Origin of the sequence: Pseudomonas sp. S5F11 (assembly GCF_019641515.1) — a bacterium.
GTDB classification, from domain to species: domain Bacteria; phylum Pseudomonadota; class Gammaproteobacteria; order Pseudomonadales; family Pseudomonadaceae; genus Aquipseudomonas; species Aquipseudomonas rhodesiae.
This window is the reverse complement of sequence record NZ_JAIFJZ010000001.1, coordinates 3,716,994-3,738,310: the sequence shown is the minus strand read 5'-3', so window position 1 is coordinate 3,738,310 and position 21,317 is coordinate 3,716,994. Positions and strand designations below refer to the sequence as shown.

General features: G+C 64.3%; 16 protein-coding genes. 6 read left to right on the top strand and 10 right to left on the bottom strand.

The features are described from left to right. Positions 1 to 134 precede the first annotated feature (134 nt). The 6 genes from exbB to K1567_RS16720 all read left to right on the top strand — a co-directional run bounded on the left by exbB (position 135) and on the right by K1567_RS16720 (position 6,949). On the top strand, positions 135 to 1,103 hold the full coding sequence (exbB, locus tag K1567_RS16745) for a tonB-system energizer ExbB (RefSeq protein ID WP_034101488.1): 969 nt from the start codon (positions 135 to 137) through the stop codon (positions 1,101 to 1,103). 6 nt (positions 1,104 to 1,109) lie between these two features. Next, entirely contained in the window at positions 1,110 to 1,535 is a 426-nt protein-coding gene (gene exbD / locus K1567_RS16740) for a TonB system transport protein ExbD (protein WP_003195519.1), read from the top strand. Then, positions 1,532 to 2,284, top strand: a complete 753-nt coding sequence (locus K1567_RS16735) for an energy transducer TonB (protein ID WP_034101489.1) — start codon at positions 1,532 to 1,534, stop codon at positions 2,282 to 2,284. Before exbD ends, K1567_RS16735 begins: the two co-directional genes overlap by 4 nt. A gap of 142 nt (positions 2,285 to 2,426) precedes the next feature. Beyond that, the gene (locus tag K1567_RS16730) at positions 2,427 to 3,347 is read left to right on the top strand and encodes a hydrogen peroxide-inducible genes activator (RefSeq protein ID WP_034101490.1); all 921 of its coding nucleotides are present in this window, start codon (positions 2,427 to 2,429) and stop codon (positions 3,345 to 3,347) included. 8 nt (positions 3,348 to 3,355) lie between these two features. Beyond that, positions 3,356 to 5,431 (top strand): ATP-dependent DNA helicase RecG, encoded by a 2,076-nt coding sequence (recG, locus tag K1567_RS16725; protein ID WP_220698663.1) that lies wholly within the window; start codon positions 3,356 to 3,358, stop codon positions 5,429 to 5,431. Positions 5,432 to 5,548: 117 nt separating this feature from the next. Continuing rightward, a complete protein-coding gene (locus K1567_RS16720; RefSeq protein WP_034115456.1) occupies positions 5,549 to 6,949 on the top strand; it encodes an aminoacyl-tRNA deacylase and HDOD domain-containing protein in 1,401 nt (466 codons plus the stop codon). Positions 6,950 to 7,064: 115 nt separating this feature from the next. On the opposite strand, the gene K1567_RS16715 is transcribed toward K1567_RS16720, so the two are convergent. From K1567_RS16715 to K1567_RS16670, 10 genes are all read right to left on the bottom strand, one after another. Beyond that, positions 7,065 to 7,439, bottom strand: coding sequence for a hypothetical protein (locus K1567_RS16715; protein WP_003195530.1), 375 nt, complete (start codon positions 7,437 to 7,439; stop codon positions 7,065 to 7,067). 124 nt (positions 7,440 to 7,563) lie between these two features. Next, a complete protein-coding gene (tagQ, locus tag K1567_RS16710; RefSeq protein WP_034101493.1) occupies positions 7,564 to 8,487 on the bottom strand; it encodes a type VI secretion system-associated lipoprotein TagQ in 924 nt (307 codons plus the stop codon). A gap of 84 nt (positions 8,488 to 8,571) precedes the next feature. After that, positions 8,572 to 10,284, bottom strand: a complete 1,713-nt coding sequence (locus K1567_RS16705) for an SUMF1/EgtB/PvdO family nonheme iron enzyme (protein WP_220698662.1) — start codon at positions 10,282 to 10,284, stop codon at positions 8,572 to 8,574. Further along, positions 10,277 to 11,461 carry an ABC transporter permease gene (locus tag K1567_RS16700; RefSeq protein ID WP_220698661.1) on the bottom strand — a complete coding sequence of 395 codons (1,185 nt, stop codon included), beginning with the start codon at positions 11,459 to 11,461 and terminating at the stop codon, positions 10,277 to 10,279. Before K1567_RS16700 ends, K1567_RS16705 begins: the two co-directional genes overlap by 8 nt. Further along, positions 11,461 to 12,165, bottom strand: a complete 705-nt coding sequence (locus K1567_RS16695; RefSeq protein ID WP_034115460.1) for an ABC transporter ATP-binding protein — start codon at positions 12,163 to 12,165, stop codon at positions 11,461 to 11,463. Before K1567_RS16695 ends, K1567_RS16700 begins: the two co-directional genes overlap by 1 nt. After that, a complete protein-coding gene (locus K1567_RS16690; protein ID WP_220698660.1) occupies positions 12,165 to 15,164 on the bottom strand; it encodes a serine/threonine-protein kinase in 3,000 nt (999 codons plus the stop codon). Before K1567_RS16690 ends, K1567_RS16695 begins: the two co-directional genes overlap by 1 nt. Beyond that, entirely contained in the window at positions 15,161 to 15,880 is a 720-nt protein-coding gene (locus K1567_RS16685) for a PP2C family serine/threonine-protein phosphatase (RefSeq protein WP_034115462.1), read from the bottom strand. The genes K1567_RS16690 and K1567_RS16685 overlap by 4 nt, the downstream gene beginning before the upstream one ends. Continuing rightward, positions 15,881 to 16,534, bottom strand: coding sequence for a type VI secretion system-associated protein TagF (tagF, locus tag K1567_RS16680; protein WP_034115463.1), 654 nt, complete (start codon positions 16,532 to 16,534; stop codon positions 15,881 to 15,883). Further along, entirely contained in the window at positions 16,531 to 20,031 is a 3,501-nt protein-coding gene (tssM, locus tag K1567_RS16675; RefSeq protein WP_220698659.1) for a type VI secretion system membrane subunit TssM, read from the bottom strand. The genes tagF and tssM overlap by 4 nt, the downstream gene beginning before the upstream one ends. Continuing rightward, positions 20,028 to 21,317, bottom strand: a complete 1,290-nt coding sequence (locus K1567_RS16670; protein ID WP_034101501.1) for a DotU family type VI secretion system protein — start codon at positions 21,315 to 21,317, stop codon at positions 20,028 to 20,030. The genes tssM and K1567_RS16670 overlap by 4 nt, the downstream gene beginning before the upstream one ends.

The following is a 21,317-nucleotide window of genomic DNA, read 5'->3' as shown; positions in this document are numbered from 1 at the left end:
AAAAGGGCAAATAAAGTTACTGTATTACTTCTGTTAACAAGAATTACTTGCAATAATGACCACCCATTTGTCCTCGCCCCTTGCTCTGGGTCTGGAAGGACAATCACTCATTCTTTCTCTCAGGTCCGGCCAGCATGACACGTAATACAACCCCCGCTTCGCCAACCAAGCCTCACAGCCCTTCCCGCGCCTGGCGCGCGATTGCTGCGCTGCTGTTCAGCGTTCTGCTGGCGCCGACCGCCGCATTCGCCGATGCCACCGCACCCGCCACTCCTGCTGCCGCCGAGCAGAATGCCGCCACCCCGCCCGCACCGCCTGCCGCGCCAGTCGCCACCGACCCGGCCGCCCCGGCTGCGGACGACACCGGTGTGGTGCTGGAAGAGAACAACACCTTGGGCATGGCCCACGACCTGTCGCCCTGGGGTATGTACCAGAACGCTGACGTGGTGGTGAAAGCTGTGATGATCGGCCTGGCCATAGCCTCGATCATCACTTGGACCATCTGGATAGCCAAAGGCTTCGAGCTGCTGGGCGCCAAGCGTCGCCTGCGTACTGAAATCGTCCATCTGAAAAAGGCCACCACCCTCAAGGAAGCCAGCGAAAGCGCAGCCAAGAAAGGCACCCTGGCCAATACCCTGGTGCACGATGCACTGGAAGAGATGCGCCTGTCGGCCAACACTCGCGAAAAAGAAGGCATCAAAGAGCGTGTCGCCTTCCGCCTTGAGCGTCTGGTGGCTGCCTGCGGCCGCAACATGAGCAGCGGCACCGGCGTTCTGGCGACCATCGGCTCCACCGCACCGTTCGTAGGTCTGTTCGGCACCGTATGGGGCATCATGAACAGCTTTATCGGCATCGCCAAAACCCAGACCACCAACCTAGCCGTGGTTGCCCCCGGCATCGCCGAAGCCCTGCTGGCAACTGCGCTGGGTCTGGTGGCAGCGATCCCGGCAGTGGTGATCTACAACGTCTTCGCCCGCTCGATTGCCGGCTACAAGGCCCAGGTGTCGGACGCGTCGGCGGAAGTCCTGCTGCTGGTCAGCCGCGACCTCGACCACCTGCCTACCGAGCGCAGCTCGCAACCGCACATGGTGAAAGTGGGGTAATCGGCCATGGGCCTGCATTTGAATCAAGGCGACGACGAACTCGTCGAGAACCACGAAATCAACGTCACGCCGTTTATCGACGTGATGCTGGTGCTGCTGATCATCTTCATGGTGGCTGCACCGTTGGCCACCGTAGACATCAAGGTCGACCTGCCCGCCTCCAGCGCCAAACCGGCGCCACGACCGGAAAAGCCGATCTTCCTCAGCGTCAAGGCAGATCAACGTCTGTTCCTGGGCGAAGAAGAAGTCAAAGCCGAAACCCTGGGGCCGGTGCTCGACGCCAAGACCCAAGGCAAGAAGGACACGACGATCTTCTTCCAAGCCGACAAAGGCGTGGACTACGGCGATCTGATGAGCGTGATGGATGCCCTGCGGGCGGCCGGCTACCTCAAGGTTGGCCTGGTTGGACTTGAGACGGCAGCCAAGAAATGATCACGACGCGCCACAAACTGACGCGTTATGGCACCAGCCTCGCCGTCGTACTGGGCGTGCATGCCATCGCGATTGCCATCGCACTCCACTGGTCGGCGCCGCGCACTGTGCAGTTGCCGCCGGCTGCCATGGTCATCGACCTGGCGCCTGCTCCCGCACCGCCACCGCCTCCGGCCCCGCCGAAGGTGGTGACACCGCCGCAGCCGCCCGCCCCGGTGGAAGAGCTGCCGCTGCCAAAAATGGCCGAAGCGCCCAAGCCGACGATCCAGGTGCCCAAGCCGGTCAAGCCCAAGCCCAAACCCCAGCCGCCCAAGCCGGTGGAGAAAAAGCCCGAGCCGCCCAAGGAAAAACCTTCCGAGGAGCCACCGAGCGATACGCCGCCGACCCAAGCGCCACCGCAGAAATCGGCACAGCCTGCACCAGGGCCGTCGCCACAACAGCTGGCGGCCAAGGCATCTTGGGAAGGCACGTTGCTGGCGCACCTGCAGAAGTACAAGAAGTATCCGCCAGGCGCCCAGGCCCGAGGCAAGGAGGGTCTCAACCGCCTGAAGTTCGTGGTCGATGCCGAAGGCAATGTACTGTCCTACGAGCTGGTGGGCCTTTCCGGCAACGCCGACCTGGACCGCGCCACCCTGGACATGATCCGTCGTGCCCAACCGCTGCCCAAACCGCCGGCCGATATGGTCAAGAGCGGCAGCATCGAGATCGTTGCACCGTTCGTGTACAACATCGAAAAGCGTCGTCGCTGAACATGAGTGTGGCGAGGGGTAACCCTCGTCACTTTCAGCAAAATCCTCAGCAGTTCCCACTCAATCCCTAACAAACTTCTGATAACGTGCGTCTATCGATTGCAGCCGGTATGCTTGGCTCGCAACCTCATGGACGCCCGCTATGACTCTTACAGAATTACGCTACATCGTGACCCTCGCCCAAGAGCAACACTTTGGCCATGCGGCCGAGCGCTGCCATGTCAGCCAGCCGACGCTGTCGGTGGGCGTGAAAAAGCTTGAAGACGAACTCGGTGTGCTGATTTTCGAGCGCAGCAAGAGCGCCGTGCGCCTCACGCCAGTAGGCGAAGGCATCGTCGCCCAGGCCCAAAAGGTGCTGGAGCAGGCGCAAAGCATTCGCGAACTGGCCCAGGCCGGCAAGAACCAACTGACCGCGCCGCTCAAGGTCGGGGCCATCTACACCGTCGGCCCATACCTGTTCCCGCACTTGATTCCGCAACTGCACCGCGTCGCGCCGCAGATGCCGTTGTATATCGAAGAGAACTTCACCCACGTACTGCGCGACAAACTGCGCAACGGCGAGCTGGATGCGATCATCATCGCCCTGCCGTTCAACGAAGCGGATGTGCTCACCCTGGCGCTCTACGACGAGCCGTTCCAGGTGCTGATGCCCGCCTCGCACCCGTGGACCAAAAAAGCCAGCATCGACGCTGCCCTGCTCAACGACAAGAGCCTGCTGCTGCTCGGTGAAGGCCACTGCTTCCGCGATCAGGTGCTGGAAGCCTGCCCGACCCTCACCAAGGGCAACGACGGCGCCAAGCACACCACCGTGGAATCCAGCTCCCTGGAAACCATCCGCCACATGGTCGCCTCGGGCCTGGGCATCTCGATCCTGCCGCTGTCGGCGGTGGACAGCCATCACTACGCCCCCGGCGTAATCGAAGTACGCCCGCTTACACCGCCGGTGCCGTTCCGCACGGTGGCCATCGCCTGGCGCGCCAGCTTCCCACGGCCCAAGGCGATTGAGATCCTCGCCGACTCGATCCGCCTATGCTCGGTGGCCAAGCCGACTGCGGCGAGCTAAGTAACCGTATGACTGAGCTGTCGCAGGTGTCGGTGACGGCACTCAAGGGTGTCGGTGAGGCCATGGCCGAGAAGTTGGCCAAGGTCGGCCTGGAGAACCTCCAGGACGTGCTGTTCCATCTGCCCCTGCGCTATCAGGACCGCACCCGCGTGGTGCCCATCGGCCACTTGCGCCCTGGGCAGGATGCGGTGATCGAAGGCACCGTCAGCGGTGCCGATGTGGTAATGGGCAAGCGCCGCAGCCTGGTGGTGCGCTTGCAGGACGGTACCGGCGGCCTGAGCCTGCGTTTCTACCACTTCAGCAATGCGCAGAAAGAGGGCCTCAAGCGCGGCACCCGCGTGCGCTGCTACGGTGAGGCCCGGCCCGGCGCCTCGGGCCTGGAGATCTACCACCCGGAATACCGCGCCATCACCGGCGACGAACCGCCACCGGTAGATACCACCCTCACCCCGATCTACCCGCTCACCGAAGGCCTGACTCAACAGCGCCTGCGCCAGTTGTGCATGCAGACGCTGTCCATGCTCGGCCCCACCAGCCTGCCCGACTGGCTGCCCTTGGAGTTGGCCCGCGATTACCAGTTGGCGCCACTGGCCGATGCGATTCGCTACCTGCATCACCCCCCCGCCGATGCCGACGTGGACGAGCTGGCCCTGGGTCATCACTGGGCCCAGCACCGCCTGGCCTTCGAAGAGTTGCTGACTCACCAACTGTCCCAGCAACGCCTGCGCGAAAGCATGCGCTCCCTGCGCGCGCCGGCGATGCCCAAGGCCACGCGTCTGCCCGCGCAATACCTGGCCAATCTCGGCTTCACGCCGACCGGCGCCCAGCAGCGCGTAGGCAACGAAATCGCCTACGACCTGAGCCAGCACGAACCCATGCTGCGCCTGATCCAGGGCGACGTCGGCGCAGGCAAGACCGTGGTCGCCGCCCTCGCCGCGCTGCAGGCGCTGGAAGCCGGTTACCAGGTGGCGCTGATGGCGCCTACCGAGATTCTCGCCGAGCAGCATTTCATCACCTTCAAGCGCTGGCTCGAACCGCTGGGCCTGGAAGTGGCGTGGCTGGCGGGCAAGCTCAAGGGCAAGAACCGCGTAGCCGCCCTGGAGCAGATCGCCGCCGGTGCCCCCATGGTGGTGGGCACCCACGCGCTGTTTCAAGACGAAGTGCAGTTCAAGAACCTGGCGCTGGTCATCATCGACGAACAACACCGCTTCGGCGTGCAGCAACGCCTGGCCTTGCGCCAGAAAGGCGTGGGCGGACGCATGAGCCCGCATCAGCTGATCATGACTGCCACGCCAATCCCACGCACTCTGGCGATGAGCGCTTACGCCGACCTCGACACCTCGATCCTCGACGAATTGCCGCCCGGTCGCACCCCGGTCAACACCGTGCTGGTCACCGATACGCGACGGGTCGAGGTGATCGACCGCGTGCGCGGCGCCTGCGCCGAAGGGCGCCAGGCGTACTGGGTCTGCACGCTGATCGAAGAGTCCGAAGAGCTGACCTGCCAGGCCGCCGAAACCACCTACGAAGACCTCACCAGCGCCTTGGGCGAACTCAAGGTCGGGCTGATCCATGGTCGTATGAAGCCGGCGGAAAAAGCGGCGGTGATGGCCGAATTCAAGGCCGGCAACCTGCAACTGCTGGTGGCCACTACGGTGATCGAAGTCGGCGTGGACGTGCCCAACGCCAGCCTGATGATTATCGAGAACCCCGAACGCCTGGGCCTGGCGCAATTGCACCAACTGCGCGGCCGCGTCGGTCGAGGCAGCGCCGCCAGCCACTGCGTGCTGCTATACCACCCACCGCTATCGCAGATCGGCCGCCAGCGCCTGGGCATCATGCGCGAAACCAACGACGGTTTTGTCATCGCCGAAAAAGACCTCGAACTGCGCGGCCCCGGTGAAATGCTCGGCACGCGCCAGACCGGCCTGTTGCAGTTCAAAGTGGCCGACCTGATGCGCGACGCCGACCTGCTGCCGGCCGTCCGCGATGCGGCGCAAGCCCTGCTGGAGCGCTGGCCGGATCATGTCAGCCCGCTGTTGGATCGCTGGCTGCGGCACGGTCAGCAATACGGCCAGGTTTGACGCTACAGAAGCAAAAGGCGTCGCGGATCCCCAACCGGGTCACAAAAAGCACTTATCCGACCAACACTTGTATCAAGCTGGTTATACTTCGGTGACTGTACGAAATTGGATCAGGCCATGTCAGAAGTTGCCCACGCCACAGCCCCGCTGGCCGCCCCGCCGGTTATCCGCGCTCTGCTCGCCAAGCTTGCCGTCAGCTACACGGAAGTCGCCGAACAACCGGGCCTGAATCCTGCGCAAAAGGTGCAGGCCGTGCTGTTGGAAGACGCGGTGGGCGCACTGATGGTGCTGTTTCCCCAGAACCAACTGCTGGACCTCAACCGCCTCGCCGAACTCACTGGGCGTCGCCTGACCGCCGTGGCGCCGGATCGCATCAAGCGCATGCTGGACAAGCACGACCTGAAACTGCTGCCGGGCCTGCCGCCGCTCACCAGTTCGCCATGCCTGTACGAAGGCAGCCTGCTCAACGAGCCGAGCCTGTTGGTGCATTCGGGCGAAGCCGGGCTGCTGCTGGAAATCCCCACCGATGCCTTCAAGACGATGCTCACCAAGGCCAGCGCCGCGCAATTCGGCGAGCCGTTGAGCAATATCCGCCCGAACCTCGACCGCCCTAATGATGACCGCGAGGAAATCACCCAGGCGATGCAGGCGTTCACCGCTCGCCGTATCCAGCAGCGTCTGGAAGCGACCATCGAAATTCCGCCGCTGGCCGACACTGCGCAGAAGATCATCAAGCTGCGGGTCGACCCCAACGCCACCATCGACGACATCACCGGCGTGGTGGAAACCGACCCGGCGCTGGCGGCGCAGGTGGTGAGCTGGGCGGCGTCACCGTACTACGCGTCGCCGGGCAAAATCCGCTCCGTGGAAGACGCCATTGTGCGCGTGCTGGGGTTCGACCTGGTGATCAACCTGGCGCTGGGCCTGGCCCTGGGCAAAACCTTGAGCCTGCCCAAAGACCATCCGCAACAGGCCACGCCGTACTGGCACCAGTCGATCTACACCGCGGCCGTGATCGAGGGCCTGACCCGCGCCATGCCCCGCGCCCAGCGCCCGGAAGCGGGCCTGACGTACCTCGCAGGCCTGCTGCACAACTTTGGCTACCTGTTGCTGGCCCATGTGTTCCCGCCGCACTTCTCGCTGATCTGCCGCCACTTGGAGGTCAACCCGCACCTGTGCCACAGCTATGTGGAACAGCACTTGCTGGGCATCAGCCGCGAGCAGATCGGCGCCTGGTTGATGCGTTATTGGGACATGCCGGATGAATTGTCCACCGCCCTGCGCTTCCAGCACGACCCGACCTACGACGGTAACTACGCCGAGTACCCGAACCTGGTGTGCCTGGCCGTTCGCCTGCTGCGCAGCCGTGGGATCGGTTCCGGACCGGACGAAGCGATCCCGGATGCACTGCTTGAGCGTCTGGGCTTGAGCCGGGACAAAGCTGACGAAGTGGTGGGTAAGGTGCTGGACGCCGAAGTCTTGCTGCGCGAATTGGCCTCGCAATTCACTCAGGGCTGAGTGTAGCGCCTGTCAGATAGCAATCGGGGGCAAGCCCCCTCCCACATGGGAATGCATTCCAAATGTGGGAGGGGGCTTGCCCCCGATAAATCCAACTCGGTCTAGCTGAAGAGCCCTACTTCTTTTTCTTCGGCTTCAAGTACTTCGTCAGCCCCTGGAACCAGATTACCAGCGCCGGGTTGCCCTTGATCTGGATCGACTTGTCCTGAATCCCCGTCATAAACGCCAGTTGCTTGTTTTTCGCCTGCATCGTGGCGAAGCCGTAGGCGGCGTCTTTAAAGGCAATGGCAAACGCCGGCGCGGGGTGAACACCCGAGCGGCTGGTGATGCGCTGATCTTTGACGATGAAATGACGGGCTACCTTGCCGTCGAGGGTCTGCAACTGGAACGCCAGGTCTTTATCACCCAGCTGTTGCTGAAAGGCAGGGTTGGTGCGGCTGGCTTTGCCCATCATCAGGCCCAACACCCACAGGAGAAGACGAAATTTCATGCACACGGCCTCGGTGTAATTATTGAGTGGCCGCAGCAGTGTAGCGATTTGTCGGAAGAACGCCACCGATCTCGCGCTTTAGCGGGAGATCGGCTGGCGTTTAACGCTTATAGCAACATGTTGCTTAAACGTTAGGGCAAGGGACCGGTGCCCAATCGGCCAGGTTTGGATCGCGGCAGGTGCCTTCGATCTGTGCCTTACCGGCGCTGGCGACCTGCTTGCTTTCAGCTTGCTTGGTCTGCGCGGTCTGCAGGGTTTTCTCGGTAGCGACGGCTTCTTTCGGCACCACCGGCAGCACTGGCTTCTTGGCCGGTTTCACAGCCTTTTTGCCCTTGGCCGGAGCAACCACCGGAGTGGTATCGGCGGTGGCCACGGTCACCACGTCATTACGCTGCACACCGACCTGTTGCAGGTCTTTCTCGTAAGCCTGGGTGTAGTTGTTCAGGTCTTCGGCGGCTTTGCCGTTGACCGCTACGATCAGGTCGTTGGATTCCTTCAGGCCGGCGACGATTTCCGCCAGGCGCTTGCGGCCTTCGGTGTCGTTGACGGTCTTGGCTTTGCGATCGGCCACCAGCTTGGTGAACGCGCTCTGGTAGCACTGCTGCGAGGCTTTGGCGTAGGCGGTGCTGCGGTCGATGTCGGACGCGCTCTTGTTGACGTCGGCCGCGTAGGACGCAATGCGCTGGTTGTCGTCGGCAATCTGCTTCTGACGCTCGGTGTAGTAACCCGCCGCGCCGCCGGCCAGGGCACCGCCCGCCGCGCCGATGGCGGCGTTACGGCCGCGCTTGTCCTTGTCGCCGCTCAACACGCCCAGCAGGGCACCGCCGGCAGCGCCGATGGCCGCGCCGGTAACGACCGACTTGGTCATGTCCGAATCGGTGGCACGCAGGTGCTGGACCGGCTCGTAGCAGCTTGGGTAGTACTCGACCTTGGTGCTCGACGCGACCTTGGAGGCCGGCGACGTGGCGCAACCGGTCAGTACGGTGCTGAAACCGGCTGCAATCAGCAGCAAGTGACGCTTGGAAACCGCCTTACGGGAAAAAAGCATAAGTTGTGTTCTCTTCTAAGTTTGACTTGCCCAGCACGGCCGATGCCGCCTGAGTCCCTTCCAAGCTCGCCATACAGCCAACGATCAAGACCGCTGACCGCTCGCTGCGAGCAATTCCTTCAAGATCGTTGCCGGGTCGGCCCGCTGTTGCTTGCGGTAGTTGCCGACATGGCGAACGAACAGTGTTGCGCGCGTCACCAGGCTCTTGCCGAGCACCGGTTTGCGATCCAACTCTTCCTTGATCCGTTGAAACTGCGCCTGGATCACCGCATCGGTATAGCGGGTGCCGGTGGCCAGGTTGTCGATATAGATCGCCACCGCGCCGTCGAGCGCGCTTCGGCCATTGTCGATGGCCGTAGCGAACAGCTGCGCGCTGGCTTCGTCCTTGTTGTCCACCGCCTGCTGCCGACTCTTCTGCAAGTTGATCAGCCGAATGTTGTAGTTGCTGATCGTCTCGGCCACCAGGGCCGCCGACTGGATCAGGTTGCCCGCCGCTTCTTCGCGCTGTTGAGCGATCAGCGATACGTTGCGTTTGAGTTCCTCGTTGACCAGGCCCAATTCGGCTTGCAGCTTGGGGTCGACGCTGGCGGCAATGATGCTGTCCAGGCGCTTGGTCGGGTCCTGAGCGTCGTCGATGGCGTCGGTCAACGAGGCCAGGCGACCTTCTTTCTGCCACTGCGCAAACAGCTCCTTGTAGCGCGAGCGCGGCGCCGACAGTGCGCCAATCGCCACGCGGAAACCGGTGGTCTCGTTGCTTTGCTCGGTGCCGTCGGCGGCGAACAATGGGTACTCACGGCGCATGCCGGTGAACAACGTGCCCTCGCCTTCCAGGTAATTACCGCCCTTGACCACAAACCCGCCATAGGTGCCCTGACGGCGGCCGGCGTGGACCAGTTGGAAGGATTCCTGGACCATTTCCGCAGCGTTGCCAATCACATCGAACATGCCGATCGGGTTGGGCAGTTTGGTGCCGATGGGCATCAACCGCGCGGCCTGGCCAGTACCGCCGGCCACTTGGTTGAAGACAGCGTAGTCGCCCAGCGGGCCGTCACTGTCGCTGCCTTCGGTGCGGCGCGGGAACAGCCGCCCTTCCAGGTCCTGACGGCTCACGGCCTGGGCGCCACGGGCGGCGAATTCCCACTCCACTTCGGTGGGTAGGCGTACAAAGCCCACACCGCCATCGTCCTCGGACGAGCCGCGACCACTGACCGGCAGCGCATCCCGGTGATATTTGAGCAGCCAGGCGCTGTACACCGCCGAGAACCGCTCGGCCTCAAACCGCGACAACTTCACCTTGGGCAAACGCGCGGCCATACCGGTCGGCGCGTCACAGGCCGGGGCCGGCTCGCCGCTGGCCAAGGACTGCGCCTGGGCCATCACCTGAGCGTATTGGCGCGCGGTCACTTCGTACTTACCGATGAAATACAGCATCGGTTTGAGCGGCGTTTTGGCGTCGGTCTTGGGCATCACCGGCGTGATGACTTTGCTCCAGTCCTTGGGCAGGTCTTTAAGGGTGAACTGACCGTTGATGAAGTCGCGACGGTAGCCGGAGATAAACGACTGCTGGTAACCGGCTTCGCCTTCGCTGAAGGGGTAACCGAGGCTGATCTCACGGTCATCGAGGGTTCCCTGGGCCAACACGTAGGCGTAGCGGAACACCATGTTGCCTTCGCAGGGCAGCGGCAGGCTCACGTCATCCGGCAACGGTTTGGGGTTGTCCAGCTTGTCGCTGGCTTCATCGGCCCAGGCCAGGGAGGCCAGGCTCAGCGCCACACAGGCGCCCAATAACTTATACATCTCTGATCCCTTCAGAAGCCTGGATACGCGCCACCCGCCAACCGCCACAGGCCGCCGCCACGGCGCTGACGCCGAGCACGGCCACCAGGGCCAAGCCATAGTGATGCGCCAACAGATGACTGGCGTGTTCGCCCGGCACCTGCACGAATAATTGATTCAACCCTGCCTCGGCCAGGCCGTATAACCCGGCGCTGAACACGGCGGCAAACCCCGCGCTGTACAGCGCCTGCAACACCACAAACAGCAACAGCGCACCGGTGGAAAACCCCAGCAGGCGCAGCACCGACAATTCTCGACGCTTGCGCGCCACCGCGGCCAGGGCACCGGCGAAAATCGCCGCGAACGCCCCGGCCAATGCCAACCCGGCGATGATCCAGAACACAATCGACAGGTTGCGACTCAAGGATTGCACCTGTGCAATGCGCAACGCCTGGGTCGACACCAGCATGTTCTGCCTCGCAAAAAACACTCGTAACGGCTCCACATCGTTGAGACCGCGCGCATACAAACGAAACGCCGGGTAGACGCGCTGCTCACCCACGCCCACCGCCTCACCGTCCCACCCCAGCGCCGGCACAGCACGGCCGTCGCGATAGTCTTCCGCCGCTTCGAGCAAGCCCAGCCCGGCGAACAGTCCGTCCCGGGCGAACGCCTCCAGGGGCAACACCGCCAGCACCTGCAACCGCGTATCACGCGCCTCGACACGCCCGGCCACTTGCCGCGCGAAACGGGTCTCCAGCCAGTCACCGGGCCGTGCCGCGAGTTTCTCGGCGGCGGTGTGGCTCAGGACGATCTGCTCCAGCCCCTTAGGCACCGGCAAGCCGCCGAGCAGCGGATCGCCCGGCGCGGTCGGCAGCATCTCCAGCACCAATGTGCCCACCTGCGCCGTGGCCGCAATCTGCCGCGTGCGCGGGATGGCGAACGCCACGTCCGGCCGTTGACCCAGTTGCTCGATAAACGCGCTGCTGAATCGACCACCGCCCAGCGGAATAATTTCACGGGTGGCGGGGTCCGTCTCCAAACGTTCGGTCAAACTGCTGACCAGTCCAAATTTCAGGCCGAATAACACCAGCAACGGTGCGATCACCGCCACCAACGCCAGCACCGAGCAGGCCGACAGCCACGCGTCGTTGCGGTAGTCCTGCCAGGCGATCGACGCCACCAGAGGAATGCGCATCAACCGGCCTCCCCCAGCGTCGCCGTGACGCCACCGTCGTTGTCGCGTCGGCAATGGATGCGTCGAACCTGCAAGCCACTTGCGCGAGCCAACGGCTCATCGTGGGTGGCGATCACACAGGCGGCGCGATGTTCACGGGCCTGAGCCAGCAAGGCGTGCATGACCCGCTCGGCATTCAACGGATCGAGGGACGCCGTGGGTTCGTCTGCCAGTACCAGTTGCGGCGCATGGGCCAAGGCACGGGCACAGCTGACGCGCTGGCGCTGGCCCACCGACAACGCCGAAGGCTTCTTGCCCAACTGATCGCTGATCTCCAATTGGTCGGCCAGGCGCGCCACGCTGCCGTCATCCTTCAGGCCAAGTAGCTGGCGAGACAACGCGATATTGCCGCGCACATCCAGAAACCCCAGTAGCCCGCCGGTTTGCAACACGTAACCCAGGTGCTGACTGCGCAACCGGGCCAAGGTCGATTGCTGATCGGCGCGCCACAGCCCGGCAATGTCCTGTTGATTGAATTCAAAGCGGCCTACCTGATCCGGCGCCAGCACCAGTGCGAGCAGGTCCAGCAAGGTGCTTTTGCCACAGCCGCTGGGCCCGACTATCGCCACTTGCTCGCCCGCACGCAGGTGCAGCGCCGGGATCACCAGGCTGTAGCGCTGGCTACCGGCGCCCCGGCTCTTGTGCACGGCGCTCAGGTTCAGCATCACGGCAGCGTCGACAAGGGCACGCGGTACAACGCGTCGCCCGGCTCGGCATCGCCGAAACGGACCCAGTTGGCCACGTCGTTGTGGAAGGTTTCGTAGAGGCGGATTTTCGAATCCAACTCGTCGATAAAGTCTTCCTGCTCGGCCACGCTCAGCGACAACCACAAATCCTGGGTCATGTTCAGCGACTTGCTGCGGTACGGCAGGCCCTCCAGGTATTCGCCGAGGATGCCGCCGTCGGCCAGGTTGCCGCCCTTGCGCAGGGCCTGCGGGTCGCGGCTCATGTAGGCCGAGGCGCTGGCGATTTCCTGGAAGAAGTCCTTGGGTGAGGTCTGGGTTTTGCGCGCGGCGTCGACGATCAGCTTGAGCGATTGCTGCAAATCGTTGAGCTGCAGCTTGGTCAGCATCACGCACACTTGGAACGCCGGCAGCGCCGGGTTGGTCAGGTCGCGGTCGGCGGTCCAGGCGCTGACCAGTTGCGGCGCCTGGCTCGCAGTTTTGCGACCGAGGAAGTCCATGTGCATCGCATAACCGACCGCCGCGGATTTATCCGCCAGGCTTGGTGCCGAGCTGAGCGTCGGCACCGCTTGCGCTGTGTTGCTGCGCACTTGGTGAACGAGGTTGGCGAACACCGTGCCGATCTCATCCACTCGCTCGCCCAGTTTGCGTACGTCGCCGCCCGGCACCGGCGTGTAGAGGTCGCCGATCTGTGGGTTGGCGTCGGCGGTAAGAATGCGGTACTGGCTTTCGGCGCCGGCGTGGGTTTTCTTGCCGGCGTCGGTGCGCAGGTGCAGGGCGTAGATTTTGATCTGCTTGCCCAACGCAGCCTGGCGCACTTCGGCTTCGTTCATCTGGGTGGCGGCGAACGGGTCGTTCTTGCGCAGTGCGCCGGCGTCGGTCACCAACAGGATGATGCGCCCGCCGTAGCCGGACCAGTCCATGCCCTCGACGGCCTGCATTACCCCGGCAAACGCATCTTCGTTGAACGAGTGGCTGGAGACCGTAGAGGCTTTGACCTGGCGCGCCATGTCGAGAAAGCGTTGCGGGTCGCGGCCCTGATCGAGGGTGATCAAGGTTTTAGCCACGTATTCCAGGCCAGGGGTTTTCTTGATGCTGTTACGGAAGCCCACCAACCCGAAGCTCACGCTGTCCAGCTCGCCACGTTCGGCGATGCGGGTTTGCAGTTCGTGTACCACGTCGCGGACCTGGTCGATATACGGCTGCATCGACACAGTGGTGTCCACCACCAACACCACGGCCGTGCGGAACGCATCGGCGTTGGCGTTGAGTATCGGCGTTGCGGGCTTGGCCACGGGGCTGCTGCCGGGGTCGATGGACGCTACGTTAAGCAACTGCACCGGCTGGCCGTTTTCGTCGAAGTTTTCTTTGGAATCAAAGATCGGCAGCAGATAAAACTGGTTCTGCGGCACCGCGCTGGCGGCCGGTTCCAAGGCCAGCACCTGGCCGTTGTCTTCACTATTTTTCTGCGCCTTGGCCAGCACGTTTTTGGCGGCGGCGGGGTCGGCGAGCAATTTCTCCACTTCGCCGGATTGACGCAGGAACATCACCGGCGCGCGGCCCGAGCGTTCGGTGAACTTGAGCACCAGGCTCTGCTTCCAGTCGCTGACCTGAGTGGCCGGCAACCAGCCGTCGCTGCGACCATCGGTGGCGGCGCCGACGCGCACCCACGGTTGGCCACCCACGTCTTTACGCTGGTACACGTACAGCACGGAGAACGCCGGCAGCGCCTTGCCCGGCGCACTGCCGGCGTCGCCGGAGAGTTTCGCGCCGGGCTTGCTCAGCACGCGCTGGAACAAGGTTTTCTTGCCCGCCATCAGCAACGGGCGGCCGCCGCCGTCCGCTTCGGCCACTGCCGGTTTGACCTCTGGCGGCGCAGTCGGCGTTTGTGGCGGTTTCGGCTGGCTGGCGGTGGGCGGCGGCACTGGCGTATCGCTGCGACTCATCCACCAATAACTGCCGCCGATGGCCAATGCCACCGCGACCGCCACGGCCGCCAATGCCAACACCGGTCCGCGCCGTTGCTCGCCGTGCTGGGTCGGGGTGACCACCGGCTGGCGCGCTGGCGGCGGCGTGGGCTGTGGCTCTGGTTTGCCGGTAGGAATCTCGATGGATTCCGGCGTCATCCCCGCCAGGTCGAAACTGAGCGGCAGAGCCACCGGCCGCACTAACGTGGCTTCCGGCGAATCCGCCGGCAGTTGGTCCAGCGCCAGCAGCAACGCCGCCGCATCCGGAAAACGGTCGGCGGGATCTTTGGCCAGCAACTTGCGCAACACGCCTTGATAGCGGCCGTGATGCACCGGCAATTCCGGCAACGGTTCGGTCAGGTGGGCCAGGGCGGTGGAAAGCGCATCGGTGCCGTTGTACGGCAGCTCGCCCACCAGAATTTCATACAGCACCACGCCGAGGGCGTAGAGGTCGGCACGCCCGTCGATCTCCTGGCCGCGCGCCTGCTCCGGGCTCATGTAGCTCGGGGTGCCCACGGCGAAACCGGCCTGGGTGAATTGGGTGCGGTCGTCCAGGGACTTGGCGATGCCGAAGTCCGACAGCACCGCCGTGCCATCGGCGCGAAACAGGATGTTCGCCGGTTTGACGTCGCGGTGCACCAGGCCCTGGGCATGGGCGTAACCCAAGGCCGAAGCAATCTGGCGAATCAACGTCACGCCCTGCTCAGGCGTCATGCCGGCGGCGATGCGCTCTTTGAGCGTGCCGTTGGGCAGGTATTCCATGGCCATGTAGTACAGCTCACCGACATTGCCGATGTCATGGATGGTCACGGTGTGGGGGTGGGACAGCCGCGCCAGGGTCTTGCCCTCGCGCAGGAAACGCTCGCAGAAGCTCGGGTCGGCCGCCAGGGCCGCTGCCATTACCTTCAACGCCACCTTGCGCTCCAGCGAGCGCTGGGTCGCCAGGTACACGCTGGCCATGGCGCCTTCGCCGATCTCGCCTTCGATGTCATAACCCGGAATCAGGATGTTCATGCCGATACCTTCACGACGATGGCGGTGATGTTGTCCGGCGCGCCGCGGTTAAGGCCCAGGTGCACCAGGCTGCGCACGATTTCATCCGGCGTGTCATGGCCGAGCACTTCGCGGATCTCATGGTCTTCGACGGTCTTGTTCAGGCCATCGCTGCACAGCAGGTAGGTGTCCCCCGGGGCGATTAACAGGTCGACTGTCGCCAGGTTCAGGTGCGCTTCCACGCCGATGGCGCGGGTGACGATGTTGGCGCGCGGATGCACACGGGCTTCGGCTTCGCTGAGCAGGCCGCTGTCTTGCAGGTCTTGCACGTAGCTGTGGTCGCGGGAGATGCCTTCGAGCACACCATCGCGCAGGCGATACAGGCGACTGTCGCCGGCCCACAGGCATACGCCACGCAGGCCACGAGCGGCGAGGAGCACCACGGTGCTGCCCATCATGGTCACGCCACGGTGGGCGGTCTCTTCGCGCACGGCGGCGTTGATGCGCACCAAATCATTGCGCAGCGCCGCCGTGTATTCATCCAGCGAGCGCCCCAGCGGCACATTGCGCAGGCTGTCGACGATCAAGCTGCTGACATAATCCCCCGCCGCATGCCCGCCCATGCCGTCGGCCACCACCCACAGGCGGTTCTCCGGCAGGTCCAGGCAGGCGTCTTCGTTGACCTGGCGCACCATGCCCACATGGCTTTTGCTCGCGGATTTGTACGTCGACCCCATCTACACCACACCTTCTTGTCCGAGCAAAAACTGCGCAAAATCGCTGGCGGCAGGCAGGCCCTGACACCGCAATAAACCAGGAGAAATCTGTTGCGAGCCCCGGCCCCACCACAGGCTAGCGCCCTCGCAGGCCTGTTCGGCCAGCGCGGCCAGTCGCCCTTGGGGCACGGTCGCGGCGACGCGTTGCAAGCCCGCAAAGCGGCTGTCGAGCGCACGCGGTTCGGTGGTCGGCACGCCCAAGCGGTCTAGGCCCTCGTTGAAGCCTTCGAAGGTTGCGCCGCTGTCCAGGGTGCCGAGCAGCAACTGCTCGGCCTGCTCGAACCAGGCGTCCGGCCCCCCCACCAGCGAGGCGGGGTTGGTGTCGTGATCCAGCAGCGCCACCACTGCCAGCGGGAAATACCGCCCGACCCTGTCAATGCTCGGCATCACCACACCTGCGGCGGCGTCCGGCCCGCACACACCCGGCGCCAGCACAAAGCGCCACAGCGGACTGACCAGGTACGCATTGAGCCAGTCACCACCCAGGCTGTTCTGGCTGGCGAGCAACCCCGCCGCCAGCCAGCTGTCCCACGGGCCGATAAAGCTCTGGGGCAAGGCGCGGCTGACGAAATCGCCACGGCTGGCCAATTTGCCGTAGAAACCCAACGTCGTCATAGCCGCTCCGGCAGGCTGAAGCCGCTGAGCACGCGGCTCTTGAACGGGTTGAAAGCACTGTTGGCGCGCAGCTCGTACGCGATGCTCGCACCGTCGACCCGCAGGCGCAGGTTGAAACGGTCCGGCGAATTGCCGGGGGTCAGGTCCGACTGTTCCAGCAGGCGGAACCACGCCCACGGGCCGTCAAGGGTCACGCCCGAACGGCCACTGGCCGATGGCGGCATGATGGAAATACGCACCACGCCAATGCTGCCCGGGTTCGGCCATTGCATCGCCACCGGGCGGCTCGGGCCATGGTCGTAGCTCAGTTGCTGGCCGTCGAGGTCGAGCAGGAACTGGGTGATGCTCGGGTCCATCGACACCGGTTTAAGCTCGAACCGCACAATCGGTTGGGTGCCGCCGGAGCGGAAGAACGCATCGCGAATCGTCGCGGCACGCTGGAAGGTTTGCAGCACGCCCGGCGCGATCCCCAGTTTCTGCGCCGCGCCCGGCTGCCAGCGCCAGGTCTGCGCGGAGGTGTCCACGTAGGGTTGCAGGTATTTGCGGAAGTAGTTGTCCATCACCCCGCCCACGCCGAAGAACTGGCCGAAGTCATCCAGGGTGGCGTCCCGTGCGCTGCCCGGCGACATCGGGTAACGTCCTGCCAGCGACTGGCGGTACACGTTGACCACTTCGCTGACCCACGCCGCGTTCAGTTGGTTACGCACCCCACCCATCATGCTGTTGGTGGTGGAGTTGACCACCGACTTGACCATGCCCTGCACCAGCGGCGGCTGGCGCTCGGCATTCAGGCTGACACGTGTGGCCGCAGCCGCAGCCTGGTTCTTCGCCTCGCCGAGCAACGCATCGCCGCTGGCGCCGACCATGGCGCTGACCTGCACATACAGCGCATTCATGTCCGCCAGCAGGCCGTCGATGGCCGCCGGTTCGCCTTCGTTCTTGCTGACGATGCTGTTGAGTTCGGCAAAGTGCGCAGTGACTGGATCGTCTGTCGCCGCCGGCGCGTTGGACGTAGCTTGCTCCTGCCCCAACAGGCTGCCGAGGCGTTCCTTGAGCTTGTCGACGCCGCCTTCGACCGGCACCCCCTTGGCGGCCAGTTGGCGTTCTTCGGCTTGCAGATCGGTTTCCTTGGCCACCGCCACCAGCAGTTTTTTCAGTGGTGACGTCGGGCCGGAGATCACCCGCAGCACGTCGGCGGCCTGGGCCACGCTGGTGATCGGCACAAAGTCGATGTCCGCCAGCAAGGCGTCCCATTGGCGCTGGTAGTCCTGGAAATACAGGCGCCGCACATCGGCGGCCAGGCTCACCACGTTCTGTTGATCGGCCTGTTCGTGGCCCAGCACCCACTGTTCTTCGGCGAGGGTGCCGGTCTGGTTGAGGCTGCTCAGCAGGAAGGCCTGACGATAACCCTTGGCGGTAAAGAACCCACTCAACGGCTCGCCCAGAGGCTTGCCGCTCTTGCGGCTGAACACCAGCGCGGCATCACGCCCGGCGGCTTCGTTGATGCGAAAGTCCGGGATACCGTCGGGCAGTTTCTGGCGCTTGACCCGGTCATACACACGCTGCGCCACCGGCAGTTGTTGCAATTGACGACGCAGGTCGTCGATCAGGCGCGGGTCCAGGCGTGCGTTCGGCGGATGGCGTTCGAACAGGGCCTGCAAGTGCCCGGTCAGCGCCTGGCGCTGATCGGCCGGCAGGTCCCGTGGCAGGTTGCGGTCCCAGTCCAGGGCAATCCACGCCTTGATGAAGTCCGGGTCGTAGTGCTCGCTGTCGGCGAGCATCAGGTAGGCCTTGAGGCCTTCGTAGAGGAAGTCGGAATTGCCGCCGCCGTGCAGTTGTTCCTCGATGCGCGTCACCAGTCGCGGGGCGAATACGGCAATCAACAATTTGCGGTAGACGCTGGCGGACTCGGCTTCGAGCATGTCGCCCTGATACAGCCCCAGGCCCTCGGACCAACTCGGCGAATCCCCCGCCAGGTTCTTCACCGCATTGAGCAGCGGCAGCACCGCAAGCACATCGCGCTGTGCCGGGCTGAGGTTTTGCACGGTCTGGCCCAAGGGCGCGACCTTCTGGTCGACCTGAGCGATATAAGCCTGGTTGGCGCGATAACTGACCCACCACAGGCCGCTGACCACCACCACCAGGGCCACGGTGGCCGCGAGGACACCGCGCGCGATCCACTTGCGACGCCGCTCGACCTTGGGATTGACGCCCACCAGGCCACGTTCGGCAAAGGCGACGGCGGTGAACAGTTTTTCGATGAAGTAGCTGCGCCCGGTGCCACTCTGGCGCGCCAAGTGCTGGCGGTCCAGGTTCATGCTCTGGGCCATGGCGCCGATCAGGCGGTCGATAGGGCTGCCTTCCTGGGTGCCGCTGGTGAAATACACGCCGCGCAGCAACACACGCTCTTCAAACGCGTTGGGTTTGAACACACCTTCGAGGAAGCTCTGCAGGCAATCCTTCAAGGCCCCGAATTGCTGCGGGAAGCCGTAGATCAGGTCGCGCCGCGCCGGATCGCGCTCCTGTTGCAGGCGTTCCACCAAGCGTTCGTTGAGGCGCTGTTCCAGGCCGGCGAACTCGCTTTGCAGATGCGCCAGCGGGCTGTCGGTGCTTTTGCCGTCGTCCAGGGCAAAGGTCATGCCCCAGACCTGGGCGCGCTCTTCCTTGCTCAGGTTGTCGAAAAACTCCATGAAACCAGGGACCAAATCGAGTTTGGTCAACATCAGGTAGATCGGGAACCGCACGCCCAATTGCGTGTACAGCTCCTGGATCCGCAGGCGAATCGCCGCCGCGTGGGCGGCGCGCTCGGCGTCGGTGCCGAGCAGCAAATCCGAAAGGCTGATCGCAATGAATGCGCCGTCGATGGGGCGGCGCGAGCGTTGTTTTTTCAGCAGGTCGAGAAAGCCCAGCCACGCGGCTTTATCCACCGTCGAGTTGCTGTCCTGGGTGGTGTAGCGGCCGGCGGTGTCGAGCAATACGGCCTGGTCGGTGAACCACCAGTCGCAGTTACGCGTACCGCCGACGCCACGCACCGCCCCGGCGCCCAGCTGCGCGGCCAGCGGAAAGTGCAGGCCGGAGTTGACCAGTGCGGTGGTCTTGCCCGAACCCGGCGGGCCGATGATCACGTACCACGGCAGTTCGTAGAGGTTGCGCCGCTCGTCGCCGCCAAGTTTGGCTTTCTTGAGCAGCGCCAGGGCCTCGTCCATGCGCTGGCGCAGGGTGGCGAGTTCTTCGGCGGTGGCCACGCTGTTGGGGTCCACCGGGGCGTCCGCCGCCAGGCTGCGCATCACTTCGGCGGCCTGACGGCGCGCCTGGATAATGCGGAACACGCGATAGGCGATCCACACCGCGAACATCAGGACGATCAACGCCCAGCGGCGCCCCTGCGGCACCAGCACGTCGAGCAACGGCCCGACAAACCAGATGATCAGACTCAGGGCGATCAGGCCCAGTACCGGGATCACCCAGCGAATCATAAAACTGAAAAACGCCTTCACTCGACGCCCTCCGCCAATACGGTGATTTCAACCCGACGATTGCGGGCACGGCCTTCGGCGGTGGCGTTGGTGGCCACCGGCTCAGTGTCGCTGCGGCCCTCGGCGCTGAAGCGCTCGCCCTGGCCGGTCTTGGCGGCGAGGATCTCCAGTACCGACTTGGCCCGTGCTTCAGACAGCGCCCAGTTGGATGGGAAGCGCAGCGTGGCAATCGGGCGGTTATCGCTGTGCCCGGTCACGCGCACCTGACCCTTGACCTTGCGGATGGCGTCGGCGATGCGCAGCATCAACGGCTGATAGTCATCGACGATGCTGGAACTGGCGGACGCAAAGAGTTCGTCACCACGGATCGTCACCACCGAGCGGTCGACGGCATCTTCCACCGCCACCCGGCCAGCCTTGATGTCGTCCACCAGGAAGCCGGCCAGGCGCGGGCGTTCGATGACCTTGGGCTGCGCCACAGGGCGATCGATGCTCTGCACCGGGATCTCGCCCAGGGCATGGATATTCTTGAACACCGGTTCGGCCTGCCCCGCCAGTAGCATGCGCAAGACGAACAGCAGCGCCAGCAGCAGCGCCAGGCCGATGGCCACGGCGATCCACGGCGGCATAAATTGCGCCAGGCGATCTCGCGCCACGGTCACGCCGCGCCAATGCGGCGACAACTCGCGCTCGTGCTCGCCACGGGCGCTGCGAATCGCCGCAGCGGTGCGCTCGCGCAAGGCTTCCAACTGGCTGCGGCCGTCGTTCATCACGCGGTAGCGACCTTCGAAACCCAGGCACATGCACAGGTACAACAGCTCCAACAGGTACAAGCGTTCCCGTGGGCTTTGCAGGCAATGGTCGAGCAACTGGAAGACCTTTTCGCCGCCCCAGGCTTCGTTATGCACGGTGATCAACAGGCTCTGCTTGCCCCACTCGCTGGTGCTGCCCCACGGCGTGCTCAGCACCGCCTCATCCAGGGCGGTACACAGCGCATAGCGCGCCAGCAGCACTTCGTTGCGCGCCACGCCGGCGGCCTCGGCACGCTCTTCGAACTGGCGCAGGTAGGCCAACAGTTGCGCGCGCAGGCTGGCCGGCGCCGGGTGGGCGATGGTGTTGCGCAGCCGCGTCAGCAATGCCAGCAGCGGGCCGGCGGCGCTTTCCAGCGGGTTGAGGCCCTGGCTCTTGCCGGTGAGCATCGGCGCGGCGGGCACTGACAAAGGCGCGGGCTCTGCACGCGCGGGTTCCGGCGCACGGCCACCCGGGCGCGGCATGAACTGGGTGCGGTCGTCATCATTGGGATGCAT